10 protein-coding genes are annotated in these 17889 nt (G+C 74.9%); 6 read left to right on the forward strand and 4 right to left on the reverse strand.

Features of this window, described 5'->3' with window-relative positions:
• Positions 1–41: 41 nt before the first annotated feature.
• Both CP973_RS18725 and CP973_RS18730 read right to left on the reverse strand, forming a co-directional pair.
• Positions 42–443 (reverse strand): hypothetical protein, encoded by a 402-nt coding sequence (locus CP973_RS18725; protein WP_150242181.1) that lies wholly within the window; start codon positions 441–443, stop codon positions 42–44.
• Positions 444–684: 241 nt separating this feature from the next.
• Entirely contained in the window at positions 685–1689 is a 1005-nt protein-coding gene (locus CP973_RS18730; RefSeq protein ID WP_150242183.1) for a helix-turn-helix transcriptional regulator, read from the reverse strand.
• 114 nt (positions 1690–1803) lie between these two features.
• Here CP973_RS18730 and CP973_RS18735 point away from each other — a divergent pair, with 114 nt between their 5' ends.
• Complete coding sequence (locus CP973_RS18735; RefSeq protein ID WP_150242184.1) at positions 1804–2238, forward strand: DUF3224 domain-containing protein; 435 nt, start codon at positions 1804–1806, stop codon at positions 2236–2238.
• Here CP973_RS18735 and CP973_RS18740 read toward each other — a convergent pair.
• Entirely contained in the window at positions 2223–6725 is a 4503-nt protein-coding gene (locus tag CP973_RS18740; RefSeq protein WP_150242186.1) for a cation-translocating P-type ATPase, read from the reverse strand. The genes CP973_RS18735 and CP973_RS18740 overlap by 16 nt on opposite strands.
• Before the next feature lie 295 nt (positions 6726–7020).
• Between CP973_RS18740 and CP973_RS18745 the strand changes: the two genes are divergently transcribed.
• A complete protein-coding gene (locus CP973_RS18745) occupies positions 7021–7722 on the forward strand; it encodes a formylglycine-generating enzyme family protein (protein ID WP_244409595.1) in 702 nt (233 codons plus the stop codon).
• A 98-nt stretch (positions 7723–7820) separates the two neighbouring features.
• Positions 7821–8513, forward strand: a complete 693-nt coding sequence (locus CP973_RS18750; RefSeq protein WP_150242188.1) for a hypothetical protein — start codon at positions 7821–7823, stop codon at positions 8511–8513.
• Positions 8514–8670: 157 nt separating this feature from the next.
• On the opposite strand, the gene CP973_RS18755 is transcribed toward CP973_RS18750, so the two are convergent.
• Positions 8671–11472 (reverse strand): helix-turn-helix transcriptional regulator, encoded by a 2802-nt coding sequence (locus tag CP973_RS18755; protein WP_244409596.1) that lies wholly within the window; start codon positions 11470–11472, stop codon positions 8671–8673.
• A gap of 178 nt (positions 11473–11650) precedes the next feature.
• Here CP973_RS18755 and CP973_RS18760 point away from each other — a divergent pair, with 178 nt between their 5' ends.
• From CP973_RS18760 to CP973_RS18770, 3 genes are all read left to right on the forward strand, one after another.
• The gene (locus CP973_RS18760; RefSeq protein WP_150242192.1) at positions 11651–12565 is read left to right on the forward strand and encodes an MBL fold metallo-hydrolase; all 915 of its coding nucleotides are present in this window, start codon (positions 11651–11653) and stop codon (positions 12563–12565) included.
• A gap of 21 nt (positions 12566–12586) precedes the next feature.
• Positions 12587–14122: a carboxylesterase/lipase family protein gene (locus tag CP973_RS18765; protein WP_150242193.1), complete on the forward strand. Its 1536-nt coding sequence runs from the start codon at positions 12587–12589 to the stop codon at positions 14120–14122.
• Between the two features lie 125 nt (positions 14123–14247).
• Positions 14248–17889 carry a hypothetical protein gene (locus CP973_RS18770; RefSeq protein WP_150242195.1) on the forward strand — a complete coding sequence of 1214 codons (3642 nt, stop codon included), beginning with the start codon at positions 14248–14250 and terminating at the stop codon, positions 17887–17889.

A 17889-nucleotide genomic window follows, 5' to 3' on the forward strand; every position in this document is an offset into this window, starting at 1 on the left:
AGCCGCACCCGGGAGGACGCGGGCGCGGCCCGCGGGATCGCTCAGCGGCAGGACCAGACGGTCGGCATGTCCTTGCCGCCGGGGAACTTCCAGCTCCGGCCGGCGACCGTGCCGGCGCCGTCCACGCCTGCGACGGTGACCCAGTTCCGGTATCCGGGGCCGGTCAGGTTGCCGAATGCGGTGAACTTCCCGTTCTTCCACAGGGCGGCGCGCTCGCCTTGTACGGGATCCGCGCCGTAAGAGACCGTGCCCGCGTATCCGCCGCTTCCGTCGGCCGCGATCACCTCGCCGGTGAGCGCGCCGGCGGGCAGCGGGAGGGTGGCCGGTGTCCACACGCAGGCTTGTGGCGCAGCGGCGGCGGTGGAGGGCGCCACGGTGCCGGCCATCGTCGCGACCAGCGCCGCCGAAAGCAGGACGCGAGCGACACCATTCGTACGTCTCATACTTCTCCCCGGTCCGTGCGCGGTACGGAAAGCCCGGAATTCCGCCGACGACGAAAGGCGCCGGGGCAGGGGCATGCCGGCCCCGGTGCCTCGCCGATGTGGTGGACCCCGTCGCTGTTGCCGCACCAGGGTGAGGCGGAACTCCGGCCGGGGCCAACGCCTTTCGTTCCTGCGTTGATGTGGCGAGCGGCACCTGGGCGAACGACATCCGTACCAGCTGTACTACGGGCTGAGCCGGTCATCAGGCTCCGGGGAACGACACCCCGTACCGTTCCGCCAACCCGGCCACCGCCTCCGCCACCCCCGCGCGAAGCTCCGGCGGTCCCAGCACCTCGGCCTCGGTGCCGAGTCTGAGGAGGTCGCCGACGGCCACCGCCGCGGTCTCGACCGGGAGATCGACCTCCGTCCAGCCCTCGTGGTCCGGTGGTCCGGCGGTTTCGAGGGCCTGGGTGCCTGCCGCGCCGAACTGCATGGGGAGCAGGCGCCGGGCGCGGGGGGAGATGCGCAGGCGGGCCGTGCCCTGATGGAGCTTGGATTCCAGGCGGCGGGAGGAGTCCGTCCAGTAGGCGGCCAGGTCGAAGGCGGGTGGCCGGTCGAAGGAGATGTCCGTCGCCTCGGCGGACAGGAGGCGGGAGACGCGGTAGGTGCGGGGGCCGGGCGGGCCGTTGTCGGGCGGGACGGCCGGGGCGGCGACCGCGTACCAGATGCCGCTTTTGAGGACGAGGCCGAGCGGGTGCAGATCCCGTTCCGCCACGGTGTCGCCCCAGGCCCGGTAGCGGACGCGCAGGGTGCGCTGTTCCCCCACGGCGCGTGCCACGGACGCCAGGTGGGGGACCGGGTCGGTGTCCCGGAACCAGGCGGGGGCGTCCAGGTGGAAGCGGTCCTGGAGGCGGCGGGCCCGGTCCGCCGGGCCGGGCGGGAGCGCGGCCTGGAGTTTGAGCTGGGCGGTCGCCAGGACCGCGCCCAGGCCCAGTTCGCGGGCGGCGTCCGGCACGCCCGCGAGGAACAGGGACTCCGCCTCGGCGTCGGACAGTCCGGTCAGGCGGGTGCGGTAGCCGTCCATGAGCGAGTAGCCGCCGTCCGGGCCGCGTTCGGAGCGGACCGGCACGCCCGCGGCGCCGAGGGCTTCGACGTCCCGGTAGACCGTGCGCGGCGACACCTCCAGTTCGGCGGCCAGTTCGGTGGCGGTCATCCGGCCGCGGTTCTGGAGCAGCAGCAGGAGGGAGAGCAGACGGTCGGCACGCATGCGGTCATTGTCGCGCCGTACCTGACAGAAGGTGTCAGGTACGGGCGTCAGACTGTGACCGACCGCCGCGCGGACCGACCACGTCGCGCCGTGCCACCGACCGGAAGGATCACCATGTCCCCGCAGAACAGCGCCGCCCGTACGCGGCTCACCGGCCACTTCACCTATGCCGACTGGCAGGAACGCGCCCTCGGGAACCGCCCGGACGGCACCTGCCCGCGCCTCGCGCACGCCGCCGTCGTCAACGCCTTCTCCGGCGGCATCGAGGCGGCGGGAACGACCTGCGAGTACACCATCGTCTATGTCACCGGGAAGACCGGCACGTTCACCGGCATGGAACTGCTGGACGGCAGCGTGGACGGGCGCCGGGGCACGTTCGTCGTGGAGGAGCGCGGCTCGTTCGACGAGCGGGGGAGCGTGCGCTGCGCCTTCGAGGTCGTGCCGGGCTCGGGCACCGGGGACCTGGCCGGGCTGCGCGGCACCGGCGCGTTCACGCACGAGCCCGGGCAGACGGCCGTCCCGTACACCTTCGACTACGACTTCGGCTGAGCGGCCGGCATCCGTCGTACGACGGGGGCGAGCGCGGCGCCCACGAGGGTGGCCGAGGCGATGGCGCCGAGCGTGATGCCCCAGGCCACCGGGCCCATCGGGGTGCAGCCGAAGAACCGGCTGACGCCCGGCGTCTGGATGACCGCCGCCAGCACCGCGGCCGACCCCAGGCCCGCGACCAGCACCCTGCGGTCCGGTCCGCCGATGAGCACCGTCTGGGCGAGCTGGGTGCCGACCACCGCGGCCAGCGCGACGGTGCCCGCGCGGCGGCGCCGGCCGGTGAGCCGGGCCGCGCCCCAGGCCAGCGTCGCGCCGAGGGTCGTGGTGAAGCCGCGCAGCAGCAGTTCCCGGGTGAGCGCGGTGCCCAGGGAGCGGTCGGGGCCCTCGCGCAGCAGGCGCTCGCCGCCGTCGCCGGACGGTTCGCGGACCGCGATGGCCAGCGCCGGTGCCAGGTCGGTGAGCAGGTTGACCAGCATGATCTGCCGGGCGGTCAGCGGGGCGCGGCCGGTGAGCGCCGCGGCGAGCACGCTGAAGCCGATCTCGCCGAGGTTGCCGCCGATCAGGACGGCCAGCGCGGCGCGGACCGAGGTCCACATCGCCCGGCCCTCCATCAGCGCGGCGATGATCGTCTCCAGCCGGTCGTCGCCGACCACGAGGTCGGCGGCGGCGGTGGCGGCCGGGGTGCCCCGGTGGCCCAGCGCGATGCCGATGTCCGCGAGCCGGATGGCGGGCGCGTCGTTGGCGCCGTCGCCGGTCATCGCCACCACCCGGCCGATGCGCTGGTACGCCTGCACGATGCGGACCTTGTGGTGCGGGCTGCACCGGGCGATCACATCGACCCGGGGCAGCAGCGCGTCGAGCGCTTCATCGTCCAGGTCGTCCAGGTCGGCGGCGCTGCACACACGCTGGGAAGCGCCGTTGCTGATGGTGGAGGCGATCGCGTCGGCGGTGGCCGGGTGGTCCCCGGTGAGCATGACGATCTGCACCCCGGCCGCGCGCAGCCGTTCGGCGGCGGGCGGCGCTCCGGCCCGTACGGGATCGGACAGGGTGAGGAAGCCGAGCAGCACGAGCCCGCCCACGGCCTCCTCGGCGAGCGGTTCGCCGGGCTCCATCGGGCGTTCGGCCACCGCCAGGACCCGGCGGCCCGCGCCGGCCAGTTCCTCGGCGGTCGCGGTGAGCCGGGCGCGTTCCCCGTCGTCGAGCGGGCGGTCGGCACCGCTGCCGGTACGGCGCCGGGCGCAGCGTTCCAGGACGTTCTCGGGCGCGCCCTTCACGCTGAGCAGCGCGCCGCGCGAGGACCGTCCGGTGGTGGCGTGGTAGGCGCGGGACGGCTCGAACGGCAGGTCGTCGGTACGGTGCCAGCCGGGCGCCCCGTCCTGGACGGTGACGTGCCGCCGGCGGGCCCCGGACACCACCGCCCGGTCGGTCTGGTGCGCCAGCGGTCCCGCGGAGTGCTCGGAGGGGGTGGCGCGCAGGGCCGCGGCCAGGATGTCCCTGCGCGTGTCGTCCAACCGGCGGGCGGGCAGCGCCCGTTCACCGTCGCTGACCTCCGCGAGTTCCAGGGTGCCTTCGGTGAGGGTGCCGGTCTTGTCGAAGCACAGCACGTCGGCGCGGCCGAGCGCCTCGATCGTACGGGGATTGCGCACCAGCGCCCCGTGCTCGGCGAGGCGCCGGGCGGCGGCGAGTTGGGCCGCGCTGACCAGGAACGGCAGCCCTTCGGGGACGGAGGCGACCGCCAGGTTCACCGCCGAGGCCAGGGTGTGGTGCAGGCGCCTGCCGTGCAGCAGCCCGGCACCGGCCACGGCGGCGGCCGAGCCGAGCGCGATCGGCAGGCTCGCCTTGGTCAGTGACGCGAGCCGTTTCTCCACCCCGGCCGTGGGGGCGGCCTGCCGCGCGGTGGCCAGGTTGCGTCCGACTTCCGTGGCCGCGCCGGTGGCGACGACCACGGCCGTGGCCCGGCCCGCGGCCACCGTCGTCCCCTCGTACAGCATCGAGCGCCGGTCCGCGAGCTGCGCCGCCACGACCGGCGCGGGGTCCTTGGCGACCGGCAGGGACTCGCCGGTCAGCGACGATTCGTCCAGCTCCAGACCCTCGGCCGTCAGCAGGCGGCAGTCGGCCGGGACCACGTCCTCGGTGCCCAGTACGACGACGTCCCCGGGGACCAGCTCACCGGCGGTGACCTGCCGCTCGTCGCCGTCCCGCCGGACCCGCGCGCCGATCGCGGAGGCCTCGAACAGCTCGGCCAGGGCCCGTTCCGTACGCACCCGCTGGACGCCGCCGACCAGCGCCGACGTGCCGGTGATGGCGGCCACGAGCACCGCGTCGGTGCGCGAGCCGACGGCGGCGGACAGCGCGGCGCCCGCCGCGAGCACCGGGGTGAGCGGGTTGGCCAGCTCCTCGACGAACGCGGTGCCCAGGCCGGTGCGCCGGGGGCCGCCGGTGCGCCGCGCGGGCGACGCGCGTCCCGCGGCCTCGCGCGACGACAGGCCGTCCGGCGTCGCCTTCAGACGCCGCAGCACCTGGGACACCGGCATCAGGTGCCACGGCGTGCTCTGCGCCGCCGGCAGCGGCGGCCGGGCCAGCAACTGCCGGGCACGCCAGGCGCCGAGGCAGAAGGCCGCCGACCCGGCGGCGTGCCCGGCGGCCGAAGCGCGGCGGGTGGCACGGAACGCGCGGGCCTGCACGGCGGCCACCGCCCCCACCCCGCTGCCGCCCGCGGCCAGCATCGCGCTCTCCCGGTCCACCTGCGCCGCCACCGCCACCGCGTCCACGATCAGCCCGGCCGTACTCAGATCGCCGCCGACCAGCAGGTGCGCGCCCCAGGGCGGCGCCTTTCCCTTGCGGTGCACGCCGATGCCGCAGTCGGCGGCGCCCAGGGCGCGGCGGTTGCCCGAGACGAGCAGCACGACCGCGCCGTTGCCCTGGAGTTCCCGTACGGACGCCACCAGCCGCTTGCCGCCCGGCAGGATGGCGTCGGCGTACCCGCACTTCGCTTCCGGGCGGCCGGAGGCCAGCACGACCCGCGCCCCGGCGCGGCGCGCGGCGGCCGCCACGGCCTGCGCGCCCGGCGCGGTCTGTGCCGCCAGCGCCGCGATGGCCTGCGCGTGCCCGTTCCGCGCCAGGCCCAGCAGGTGGTCGTGGCCCTTCTTCCGCAACCGGTGCGCGGCGTCACCGGCCGCGCCGTCATGGCCGCCGTCCGTCCGGCCGGGCAGGTCCGCCACCGGGCCGAGCACCCAGCCGTCCGCCGACCGGCGGGTCTCCAGGGGCTCGTCGGCGTCGAACAGCCCGAAGAGCCGGGCCGTGGTCTCGTCCGGGTCCGCGTCCCCGATCAGCTCCAGGTCGGCCAGGTCGTACCGGTCGCCGCGCAGCGCCGTCTCGTCCAGCACCACGCAGTCCACCTGACCGAGCCGGCGCAGCACGCCCCGGTCCATGGCCACCACGCCCCGCAGCGCCAGGAACCGGCCCAGGTACGTGGCGAACCCCTCCCGCCCGGCCTCCGGCGCCTTCGGCATGCCCGCCAGCGCCACGGCCAGCCCGCGGCGCGGCCCGGCGAACGGCACGGCCGCCGCCCCGGCCGCCATCCCGGCGACCAGCGACCGCTCGGTGTAGCGGTCCAGCGAGCCCTTCGGCACCGGCACCGGGCGCTCCACCACGATCGGCTCCGCGGCGGCGTCCTCCGGTCCGCGCACCAGCCGCGGCTCCATCGCCTCCCAGGCGTTCTTGTACGCACCGGCCTCCCGCCACTGGGCGACCCGCTGCACCACGTCCAGCATCAGCCCGCCGCCCCGGGTGGCAACGCCCTGCGCCAGCGCGCTGACCGCCGGCAGCAGCGACTCGGCCTGCGCCGGACCGGCCAGGCCCCGCGCCACCCAGGCCCGCAGCCGGGGGTGGTGCTCGAACACGCCCGCCAGCGATCCCACCTCGGCGGGCAGCGGGGCCCACGGGGTCAGGCGGACCAGCGTCGCGATGCCCAGCCCGACCGTGTCGGCGGCCAGCCCCGTCATCGACTGGCGGGTCCGCGGGCCCTCGCAGGGGTGGTGCGGCTCCTGGCACCACGCCCCGTGCTCGTCGCACTCCGCGGCCGTCCGCGCTTCCCCGTCCGCGCCGCCCGCCTCGGCCTCCGCCACCAGCGCGACCAGCTCCCGCTGCCGTGGCGCGCCCGGTCCCAGCGCGACGACCACCCGCCCGGACGGGCCGTTCACCCGCGCCCACTCCACCCCCGGCTGCCGCTCCAGCACCCGCTCGACCCGCCGCGCGACCCGCTCCCCGGCGGCCGTGCGCACCCCGTGCACCGCGATGTAACAGCGCCCCGGCCGCGACCACACCGCCCGGCCGGGCACCCCGGCCAGCTGCCAGGCCACCTCCAGGGCCCCACGGGCACCCGCCCGCACACCCCGCACCACCGGGCCGGGCAGCGGCAGCGACGGCTTCGGCAGGCCGGGCACACGAAGACCCGACAGACCGGGTACGCCGGACAACAGCGACATCGAAGGCCCCTCGCTCGGAGGACGTCCGGCGGACCGCGCCGGCGTACCGCAATGGGTAACCCTCCGGCGTCGGCCTACACGCCCCGGATCGCACACCGGGACGCCGATTGCGCCGTCCGGGTGCGGCACGGCGCGCCGCGTCAGCGGTGTGGCCGCCGCACCGTGGCGGTGGTACGGCCGCACCGTGTCCGCGCGTGAAGATCACATGACGGCCGTACGGCGCGCCCCGTACCCCCGTAGGGCCGCTGCCCCGGAGCGGACTCACCACCCGCTCCCGGTCCGGTAGAACAGCCACGTGACAAGCCCCGATACGACAACGACCCCGCACCGGGTGACGGCCGAGCCCCTGACCGCGATACCGGCGGGCGAAGTCGTCCTCCGGGACGAGGCCGCGAAGACGGAGCGGCGGGCCGAGGTCGCGGCCTTCCGGCTGGCGCCGTACCCCGTCACCCGTGAGCTGTACCGGGCCGTACTGGGCACGGCGCCCGCCGGCACGGCGGGCCCCCGGACGCCGGTGACCGAGGTCTCCTGGCCGGACGCCGTACGGTTCTGCAACCTGCTCTCCCGCGCGACGGGCCGGCAGCCCTGCTACACGACGGGTACCGACCCCGACGCCCAGGACGTGGTCTGCGACTGGCGGGCCGACGGCTACCGCCTCCCGACCGAGGCGGAATGGGAGTACGCGTGCCGGGCCGGGACCACCGGCGTCCGCTACGGCGAGCTGGACGACATCGCCTGGCACCGGGGCAACTCCGGCGACGAGGTGCACGAGGTGGCGTCCAAGGCCCCCAACGCCTGGGGCCTGTACGACATGATCGGCAACGTGTGGGAGTGGTGCTGGGACATCTACGACCCCGGCGTCTACGGCCCGTACCGCACCTTCCGCGGCGGCGGCTGGCTGGACCGGCCCCGGAGCTGCCGCGCCGCGTGCCGCCGCAAGAGCCATCCGACGCTGCGCATCGACGACCTCGGCTTCCGGCTGGCCCGGTCGGGCTGAGCTTCCACCGGTACGCGGCCGGCCTGGGACCGGCCGCGCCGCGCGCGTCGCGGTCCGGGAAACCGAACCCGCCCGTTCCGCTTCCGTACCCGAACCCTATGATCGAGCGTCGTCCGGCGGGCAACCCCGCCGGACGACGCTCGACGATCAACACCCAACGGGGAAACGGGGCAGCAGTGCAGCGCGACAAGTGGATACGTACGGCGGCAACGGTGGCCCTGGTGGTCGCGACGGCCAGTGCCTGCGGGTCGTCACCGGACCCGCTGCTCACCAACGGCACCCCCGTACCGAGCCCGACGGCGACGCCGTCCGGGAAGGCCGCGCCCCAGCACCCCGCGCCCGGCAAGAAGGCGCCGGTGCTGGACCAGATCAAGTACGACCTCGAAAGCCGCGTCCTGGCCATGGGCGGCGGCGTGCCCCAGCAGACCAGCACCGCCTGCGACACCGCCGAAGTCGGCGACAAGCCGCAGAAGTTCACGTGCACCGTCAAGTACCTGGGCGTCGACGTGCCCTTCGCCGTCGAGACCAAGGGCGGCTTCATCCTGATGCAGTACACCGCCACCCCGACCAAGGGCGGAGTGGTCACCGACGAGGGCGTCCGCGCGCGGGCGTGGAAGCAGTACGGGAGCTACGGCGGCAAGGCGGCCAGGTCACTGCGCTGCGACCAGGTCCCCAAGGTCCGCCTGGTCCCGCTCGACAAGCCCTCCGGTTACCGGTGCTACGTGGGCGAGGGCGGCCTCAAGGGCGCTTACGACGTGATCGTCACGGCCAACGGGATGCGGCTGACATGAGGCGGCGCGGGCGCCGGGCACCCCACCCCCGTGAGGGTGCCCGGCCGCACTCCCGTGCGGCCGTGCGCCGTCCGCGGTGACGCGGGCGCCGTGGACCGGACACGGATACCCCCACTCCACCGCACCGCGCGTTGTTTCGCAGCCCGTTTCCGTGCGGCTAATCAATGGCCGTGGCGGGGCTTTCGACGAGATCGCGCAGCTGAGAGCGGGCCGTGATGCCCAGTTTGGGGAAGCTGCGGTAGAGGTGGGAGCCGACCGTGCGGGGGGAGAGGAAGAGTCTCTCGCCGATCTCGCGGTTGGTGAGTCCGCGGGCGGCGAGCTTGATGATCTGCTGTTGCTGCGGGGTGAGTCCGGCGAGCGCGTCGGGGGCCGTGTCCGTGACGTCGAGGCCGGCGGCGCGTGCTTCGGCGCGGGCGCGTTCGGTCCACGGGCGGGCGCCCAGGCGCCGGAAGGTCTCCAGGGCTTCGGTGAGCGGAGTCCGTGCCTCCGCGATGCGCCGGCGGCGCCGCAGCCACTCGGCGAACTCCAGCAGGGTCTGTGCGCGTTCGAAGGGCCAGTGCTCCAGTCCGGGGTCCGCGAGGGCCGCCCGGAAGTGCGGTTCGGCGTCCTCGGGGGCCGCCAGCAGGCCGCGGGCGCGGCTGATCAGCGCGCGCAGCCGGGGTGAGGCGTTGTCCGCGAGGTCGCGGGCGGACCGTTCGACGATCCGTGCGGCCTCCTCGTGGCGGCCGGTCCGTACAGCGGCGGCGGCCAGGTCCGCGAGGGCCGGGTAGGACGCGTGGTAGTGCACCGGCGCGCCGTCCGCGGTGAAAACCGTGCGGAGATGGCCGTAGGCGCTCTCGTACGCGCCTTCCGCGGCCGACGCGGCACCGAGCGCGCGGCGGGCGTAGACGGCTACCGAGCGGCTTTCCAGCGGGTCGATCAGTGCGAGCGCGTCCTCGGCCCGGGCGCGGGCTGCCGCCGCGTCCCCCTGGTGGGCCAGTACGGTGGCGTCCACCGCGGCCGCACAGGCCACCGCGTGGTCGAGGCCGGCGGTCCGGCCGATCGCGGTGATCCGGGCGCAGGCCTCGCGGGCCCGCCCCCAGCGCCCCCGTTCCACGTAGGCCCAGGCGACCGCGCCGCCCAGCCCCTCCGGCAGCGGCCCCCGCAACTCCCAGCGTCCGAAGGCCGCGTCGAAGGCGCGGACGGCCCGCGGGGTCTCGTCCAGGACCCACGCCATGATCCCGACGGCGGTGAGCCCCTCCGGGCAGGTTTCCGCCTCGGCGGCCAGCCGGGGGAGGAGGGAGGTGAGGCGGGGACGGTGGCCGAAGGGGTCGGAGACGGTCTGTACCCAGGCGCGCGGGCCCGGGTGCGCGGCGTCTTCGGGGAGGCGTCGCAGGATGTCCTGGATGCGCTGCCGCTGGGCGTCCTCGCCGGAGTAGAAGCGGACGACGGCAGCGTCGGCCAGGAGGTCCAGAGCGGGGGCGGGGCGGGTGGGGCAGGAGAGAGCCAACTGGTCGGCCGCGTCGGCGAGTCGGGAGAACACGGCCGTGTGCCGTACGGTCAGGGCGGCCAGCCGCCCGGCCTGCACGGTCGCAGCGGTCAGCAGCGAGGTGTCGTCCGTGCGTGCCCGTACCCCGGCGGCCAGTTCCTCGACCCAGGCGAGATCCCCGGTGAACACGGCCGCCCGCGCGGCTTCGACCAGCAGCCGGGCGCTGTCCGCACTCTCCGGTGCCAGCTCCGCGGCGCGCTGGAGCGCCTGGGCCGCCGCCGCGTGACCGCCGCGCCGGCGGGCCCGGCCGGCCGTCCGCTCCAGCTCCGCCGCGACGGCCGCGTCCGGGCCCGGGCAGGCGGCGGCCAACTGCCAGGCGCGCCGGTCCGGTTCGTTCCGCAGCAGCTCGGCCAGGGCGAGGTGCGCCGTGCGCCGCGCGTCCGCGGGCGCGGAGTGGTACACGGCCGACCGGGCCAGCGGGTGGCGGAACCGGACGTCCCGGCCGTTCCGCCGGATCAGCGCGGCCTCCTCGGCGGGCAGCCACACCGCGTCCCCGGCCTCCGGCAGCCCGGCCGGTACGGCGAGCACGGAGTCGGCACTGTCCATCGCGGCCAGGAGCAGCAGGGCCCGGGCGGTGGGGGCGGGGAGACCGTCCAGGCGGGCGGCGAAGAGGCGTTCCAGGCGGTCGGTGAGGGGGAGCGGACCTGGGGGCGGCGGTGACGCGGCCGTGTCGTGGAGGCTTGCCGCCCTCGTCAGCTCGGCCAGCGCCAAGGGGTTGCCGGCGGCCTGGTCGAGGATCTGGGTCCTCGTGTGGCCGGTGGGGGCGTCCGGCTGAAGGTCCAGCAGTTGGTTGGCCGCGGCGTTGTCCAGTGGTTCCAGGGTGAGTGACGGTATGTGCCGGCCGAAGCCGGGGAGGTCGGCGACGCCACGGGTGGCGATCAGCACCGTGACCGGCTCGTCGCCGCCCAGCCGTCTGGCGGCGAAGGACAGGGCGTCCAGGGAGGCGCGGTCGCACCACTGCGCGTCGTCCAGCACCACGAGTACGGGCTGCCGGTCGCCCAGGGCGGAGAGGAGGGTCAGGACGGCGATGCCGGTCAGCATGGGATCGGACGCGTTCGTGTGCTCAGGCGCAGCCGGGCCCGCGCCGAGGGCGTCCTGGAGCGCCGCGCGCTGCCGCTCCGGCAGCGCGTCCACCTCGGCGGCCACCGGCCGCAGCAGCTGATGCAGCGCGGAGAACGCGAGGCCCGACTCCGACTCGCTCCCTTCGGCGCGCAGTACGCGTGTGCCGTCGGCCCCGGCGCGGCGCGCCACGCGGTCCAGCAGCGCGCTCTTTCCCGTGCCCATGTCACCGGCGAGCAGCAGGACCCGCTCGGCCGACGCCGGGTCCACCGCACGGAAGAGGCGGGCCAGCTCCGCGCTCCGGCCGACGATCCGCTCCGTATCGGATCGCGGTTCCGCGGCCGTACCGAGGTCGCCTTCGTGCCCGTCCACGGAGTCTCCAGAATGTGTGGCTCCTCGCACCGGAGCCGTGGTGCCCTTGCCCGTCCAGGCTACAAGCGGTCGGGTCCGCCGCCCGGGCCGCGTACAGGTGCAGTCGGATGACGGATACCGCGAGCGCCGGGGCCGCTCGTACGGTTCCGGCAATTCCTCCGAATTGCAGGGACGCACCATGGACCAGATAACGCTCGGCGACGTCACCATCACCCGGGTCCGGGAATATTTCGGCCCCGTCGACATGACGCCCGAGACCTTTTTCCCGGAAAGCCCGAAGGAGGCGTGGGACGACCACGCTTCCTGGCTGGATCCGCATTTCGTCGATTCCGGGACCCGTATCGTGAACTCCGCCGTCCAGACCTGGCTGCTGCGCAGCGAGGGCCGGACCATCCTGGTGGACACCGGCGTGGGCAACCACAAGGAGCGCCCGTACGCGCCGGTCTGGAGCCGTCTGGAAACGGATTTCCTGGACAACCTCGCCCGGGCCGGTGTCGCGCCCGAGGACGTGGACATCGTGATCAACACCCATCTGCACGTCGATCACGTCGGCTGGAACACGTATCTGGACGGCCGGGACTGGGTGCCCACCTTTCCCCGTGCCACCTACCTGATGCCGAAGGCCGATTTCGACTTCTGGAACCCCGCGAACGGTCACGAGCCGGTGCTCGGCCGCGGCAACCAGAACGTCTTCGAGGACAGCGTGGCCCCGGTGCACCGGGCGGGGCAGGCGCTGCTGTGGGAGGGCGGCCACCGGATCGACGCGAACCTGCGCCTGGAAGCGGCCCCCGGACACACCCCCGGCTCCTCCGTACTGACCCTCACCTCCGGCACGGACCGCGCGGTGTTCGTCGGCGACCTGCTGCACAGCCCTGTGCAGATCCTCGAACCGGACGCCAACAGCTGCTTCTGCGAGGACCCGGCCGGCGCCCGCGCCACCCGCCGCAAGGTGCTGAGCCGGGCGGCCGACACCAACGCCCTCGTCATCCCCGCGCACCTGGGCGGCCACGGCGCCGTGGAAGTGGCCCGCGCGGGAGAGAAGTTCTCCATCAAGGGCTGGGCGCCCTTCACCCCGTACGCCGAGCAGAACTGAAGCCCGCGGAGAGACAGCACCATGAACCACCACCCCGCACCCGTCGTCACCACCGGCCGGTCACCGGCCCCCGTCGTCCCCACGGCCCAGGGAGCCGTCCGCGGCCTGCGGCGAGGCGACACCGCGGCCTTCCTGAACATCCCCTACGCCGCCCCTCCCCGCGGCGCCGGCCGGTTCGCGCCGCCCCGGCCGCACGAGCCGTGGGACGGCGTGCGGGACGCCACCGCGCCGGGACCCAACGCGCCGCAGTCCGAACGCAGGCTCGGAAATGTGGACATGTCCCCGTACTTCGGCACAGGCTGGAGCCGCGGCGAGGACTACCTCACCGTCAACGTCTGGGCCCCCGCCGCGTCCGGCGGCGGCCTGCCCGTCATGGTGTTCGTCCACGGCGGCGGCTTCGTCGCCGGATCGACGCGGTCCGCGCTGTACGACGGGTCCGCCTTCGCCCGCGACGGCGTCGTCCTCGTCACCCTCAACTACCGGCTCGGCATCGCCGGGTTCCTCGACATCCCGGGCGCGCCCGCCAACCGCGGCCTGCTCGACGCCGCCGCGGCGCTGCGCTGGGTGCAAGAGAACATCGCGGCCTTCGGCGGTGACCCGGGCAACGTCACCCTCTTCGGCCAGTCGGCCGGGGCCACCCTCGTCGGCGGCCTCCTCGCCGACCCCGGGGCCGTGGGGCTCTTCCGCCGGGCGATCGTCCAGAGCGGCAACGGCCGCGGGGCGTTCACCGGCGAGCAGGCCGCCCGCGTCACCAGGGCGGCGGCCGAGGACCTGGGCATCGGTCCGCACGCCGACGCCTTCGCGGAGGTGTCCGACGAGCGCCTGGTCGCGACCGCCGCCCGGCTCACGGGCATCGACCTCCGGACCACGACGCACCGCGACCCGCTGCTCGGACTCTCCCCCTTCGGCCTCGTCCTCGACGCCCAGCCCGCCGAAGCCCTCGCCGCCGGCCCCGGCCCCGGCGTCGACCTGCTCATCGGGACCAACGCCGAGGAGGCGAACCTCTACCTCGTCCCCGTGGACACGTACGCCACCTCGACCGCCGAGGACGTCGACGACACGGCGGCCCGCTCGCACCCGGACCCGGCCCGGCTCGTCGCCGCCTACCGGAAGACCCGCCCGGGGGCGTCCTACGGCGCGCTGCGGTCCGCCGTCATGGGCGACGCGCTGTTCGGCGCGGGCAGCTGGGCCCTGGCCGCCGCCCATGCCGACCACACCGGGTCCGCCACTTACGCGTACGAATTCGCCTGGCGCTCGCGCGCGCTGGACGGACAGCTCGGCGCCGCGCACGCCGTCGAGCTGCCCTTCGTCTTCGACCTCGCGCAGCTTCCCCGACTGCACGGGCCGAACGCCCTGCTCGGCCCCGACGAGCCGCCCGCGGAACTCGCCGCCCGCATGCACGGGGCGTGGGTCCGCTTCGCCGCCACCGGCGACCCCGGCTGGGACCCGTACGACAACGAGCGCCGAGCCACGATGCGGATCGACGCCGAGTGGTCCCAGGCCGACGACCCCCGCGGTCCGGAACGACGGGCCTGGATCAACTTCGAACAAATTTAGGGTTGTTGCGATCGCCCGTACCGTCTGGTGCGGATGCGTTGTCGGAGGTAGGTGGTAGAGCTAGCTGACAAGGGGACTGCACGCGCGGCCGGGAGAGCCCGGCCGGTGTGCGGGGAGGGGGCACCATGACCACTCCGGCGGCGTTGCGGTTGCTGCGCGGTACCGATCTGCTGGACCTGGCGTTCGGCTTCGCCGGGCTGAAGGTCGAGGAGAGCGGCGGGACCAGACGGCTGGTGCGCGCGGACCCGCGGGCGGACGGCTGGATCGCCGTCACCTTCGGGCCGCAGCACATGGTGGAGCAGGCCTTCAGCGACGAGGTGCCGGGGGAGTCCCGAGAGCTGCCGGTGGGCTCCCTCATCAGCGGCCGGAGCGTCCTCGTCTTCGACGTGGGCCCACAGGACGCGGTGCCCTTCTCCGAGGATGGCCTGCTCGGCGCCATGCGACGGCTGCCGCTGCGCGTCGTGGACGCGGCCCGCGTGCCGGAGACGCCGCCGCCGGCCCCGGCGCTCGGGCCGCCACCGCCCGCAGTCGGTACGGACGCCGCGGCCCGGGCCATGACTCTGGTACGGCTGGTCCGTACGACGGGCGAACTCGCCGCGCGCCACGGGCCGGAAACCGCGCTCGCCCTTGCCCGTGCCGCGGGTGTGCCGATCGCCCCGGCCGGCGCCGGCGCACCGCTCGCCGCGGCCGGCCCGCAGGACCCGCTGGCCGACCCGGCCCGCCCCCGCACCGGCATCGAACTGCCCTACCGGCTGTATCTGTCCCCCTCCCAGAAGGCGCGCTGGATCCACCGGGACCGGACCCCCGCGCCCGGTCCCGGCACCCGCGCCGAGCTGTGGCACACCCGGCTCGACGCCGGGACGGTCCGCGCGGTCTGGAACCGGGAACGCGGCGGCGACCCCGGTGCCCCGTACGCGTTCCGCCAGGCGCTGGAGCCCGAGGACCGCCGGGACATCGTGGACCTCACCACCGGCGCGGGCCTCCTCAAGCCGGACGGCACGCCGTACGTCCCGGAGCCCGTCGCCGTACGGCTGCTGATGCTCTCGGCGGCCGGCGGCTGGCTGGACGGACTCGGCAGCTGGCCGCGGCGGCCCCGCGGCGTCTCGCTCTCCGAGTGGCGCCACCGCGCCTCCATGGGCCGCGACCAGTACGTACGGGTGATGCGCGAGGGCTTCCTGTGCCCGTTCGGGCACAAGGCGGTGTACGTCCGCGTCACGGAGCGGAAGTTCGACGACGCCCGCGGCGCCTATCTCGTCCAGCGCGAATTCGTCGTCGTCCGGCAGCCGCTGAAGACGTACGACCCGAACACCCCGCTGCCCGCCGGGCCCGACCCCGCCAGCGACCTGGCGAACGTGCTGTTCCCCTTCACCAGCGTGCGGCTCGACACCCCGCAGACGCCGAACCTCGTCCCGCCCGCCGACCGGCGGAAGTTCTTCCCCGCCACGCCCGCCGAGCGGCTCTTCCACTTCAAGGTCACGGCGGTGGACCACGGCGGCACCGCGGTGGAATTCCGTACACCGCTGCTGTTCCTCGACGAGGCCCTGGCCACGGGGGAGGGGCTGGCCGCGGCCGTCGCCGAGTACAACGCGCTGGACCGCACCCCGCCGGACCCGGCGGCCGCGGCCGGTGCCGTCGCGGTGGCGCACCCGCCCGAGGCCAGCGCCGACCTCCTCGGCCAGTCGGTGGCCCTCGCGCCCGTCCTGCGGCCCGACGACACCCGGCTCGACGTGGCCCGGATGGTGTGGGGCATGGCGGCGCCGCCCGCGCTCGCCGACCCCGCGCCGGGTGATCCGGCCGTGTCGAGGAACGCCCCGTTCCTGCCGCAGCTGCGCTGGGCGCAGGCCGTCGTGCCCGCCGTCGGCCGGCTCAGCGGCGCGGACGCCACCGTGCCCGTCGCCTACGCGAAGCGGTACGCCCTGTCCGGCTTCGACACCGTCGGCGGGCCGGTCCGCAAGGCCAACGCGGGACAGGTCTTCCTCAGCCTGCTCACCCCCGCCGACCAGCCGCTGCGGATGGACTTCGGCGGGCAGCGGGACCGGTCCGGCGGCCTCACCGCGCCCAGCATGATCGTCTCCGGGCTGTCCCGGCTGACCGGGCCGGTCTCCGGCGTTCCGGTGGCGGGCGGGCTGGACGCGCTCGACCGCATCGCGAACGGCACCTTCCGGCCCGAGGAGTTCTTCCGGCCGCTGGACGTGCTGGACGAGATCGGGCCCAGCCTGCTGGGCGTGGTCCCGCTGGCCGAGGTGATCAAGGGCGTGGACGGGCTGGGCAAGGCCCTGAAGGTGCCCAACTTCTTCACCGAGACCGTCAGCGCGGTCACCGGCCTCCTCTCCGACCTCGGCCGCGCCCGGCAGCTGCTCACCCACGAGCTGGACCGCTACCCGCCGGCCGCCCGCCAGGTCGCCGACACGGCGGAGAAGTTCGCCACCGTCGTCGCCGACTTCGTCGCCCAGGGGCTCGCCGGGCGCACCGGCCCGATCACGATGCGGCAGGTGGACGACGCCTTCAACGCCTTCGCCACCGCGCTGGGCCATCTGATCGCCACCCTGCCCGCCGGTGCGGACCCGGGCGTACGCACCCTGCTGACCCGCGTACAGCAGCAGCTCGCGACCTGGACCCGGGCCGCCGGAGAGGTCGTCGCGCTGCGCGACGCCGTCCAGGCCGCCGCCAACGGCTTCAAGCTGCCGGAGACCGTCAACGCGCGGCTGGAGTGGAACCCGGACATCCAGCCCGTCCTCCTGGACGGCTCGCCGGTCTTCCTGCCGGACACCGGCGGGCGGCTGTCCCTCGTCGTGGACCTGCGCGGCTCCCTGCGCGGGGACCTGAGCGTCGGCGCGGACATCAGTTGCAGCCTGGAGAACTTCACCCTCAACCTGGTGCCGAAGTTCAACGCGCTGCGGCTGAGCTTCAAACACGTCCGCTTCGTCGCGCGCGCCGGGCGGAAGCCCGACATCGACGTCGTCCTCAAGAGCGTCGACTTCACCGGCCCGCTCGCCTTCGTCCAGACGCTGCGCAAGCTGATCCCGGTGGACGGCTTCAGCGACCCGCCCGGCATCCAGGTCACGCCGTCCGGCATCGTCGCCCGTTACGGACTGCCGCTGCCGAACCTGGCCATCGGCGTGTTCAGCCTGGAGAACCTTCGGCTGGACGCCTATCTCGACCTGCCCTTCCTCGGCCGGTCACTGGAGATCGGGTTCGCCTTCTGCAGCCGCCAGGCCCCGTTCCGGCTCACCGTCTCGCTGCTCGGCGGCGGGGGCTTCTTCGGCATCGTGCTGACGCCCGAGCGGGTGGCCGTACTGGAAGCGGCCCTCGAATTCGGTGCGGCCGTCTCGCTCGACTTCGGGGTGGCCAGCGGCAGCCTGTCCGTCATGGCGGGCATCTACTTCCGCCTCGAACCGGCCACCGGTGAGTCCCGGCTGACCGGCTACTTCCGGGCCCGCGGTGAGGTCGACGTCCTCGGCATCGTCTCCGCCTCCATCGAGATCTACCTCGACCTCACCTTCGACACCGCCACCGGCACCGTCTACGGACGCGCCAGGATTTCCGTCAGCGTGCACATCGGCTTCTGGTCGCAGTCGGTGACCATCGAATGCGAGAAGCGGTTCGTGGGCAGCGGACCCGCTCCCGCCCCGCTCGGCACGGGGGACGAGGAGCCGCCGAGGCCGCCGACCTTCGCCGAGATGATGGCGCCCTACACCGATCCGGTCACCGGCGCCCGGCGCGACCCCGTCACCGAATACTGCACCGCCTTCGCGGAAGTGAGCTGA

This window comes from Streptomyces albofaciens JCM 4342, from assembly GCF_008634025.1.
In the GTDB taxonomy this organism is placed as follows: Bacteria; Actinomycetota; Actinomycetes; order Streptomycetales; family Streptomycetaceae; genus Streptomyces; species Streptomyces albofaciens.

Bases quoted from the DNA above. Each gene is read 5' to 3' on its own strand.
- CP973_RS18725 (WP_150242181.1), bottom strand. From the start codon at position 443: ATGAGACGTACGAATGGTGTCGCTCGCGTCCTGCTTTCGGCGGCGCTG.
- CP973_RS18730 (WP_150242183.1), bottom strand. From the start codon at position 1,689: ATGCGTGCCGACCGTCTGCTCTCCCTCCTGCTGCTGCTCCAGAACCGC.
- CP973_RS18735 (WP_150242184.1), top strand. From the start codon at position 1,804: ATGTCCCCGCAGAACAGCGCCGCCCGTACGCGGCTCACCGGCCACTTC.
- CP973_RS18740 (WP_150242186.1), bottom strand. From the start codon at position 6,725: ATGTCGCTGTTGTCCGGCGTACCCGGTCTGTCGGGTCTTCGTGTGCCC.
- CP973_RS18750 (WP_150242188.1), top strand. From the start codon at position 7,821: ATGATCGAGCGTCGTCCGGCGGGCAACCCCGCCGGACGACGCTCGACG.
- CP973_RS18760 (WP_150242192.1), top strand. From the start codon at position 11,651: ATGGACCAGATAACGCTCGGCGACGTCACCATCACCCGGGTCCGGGAA.
- CP973_RS18765 (WP_150242193.1), top strand. From the start codon at position 12,587: ATGAACCACCACCCCGCACCCGTCGTCACCACCGGCCGGTCACCGGCC.
- CP973_RS18770 (WP_150242195.1), top strand. From the start codon at position 14,248: ATGACCACTCCGGCGGCGTTGCGGTTGCTGCGCGGTACCGATCTGCTG.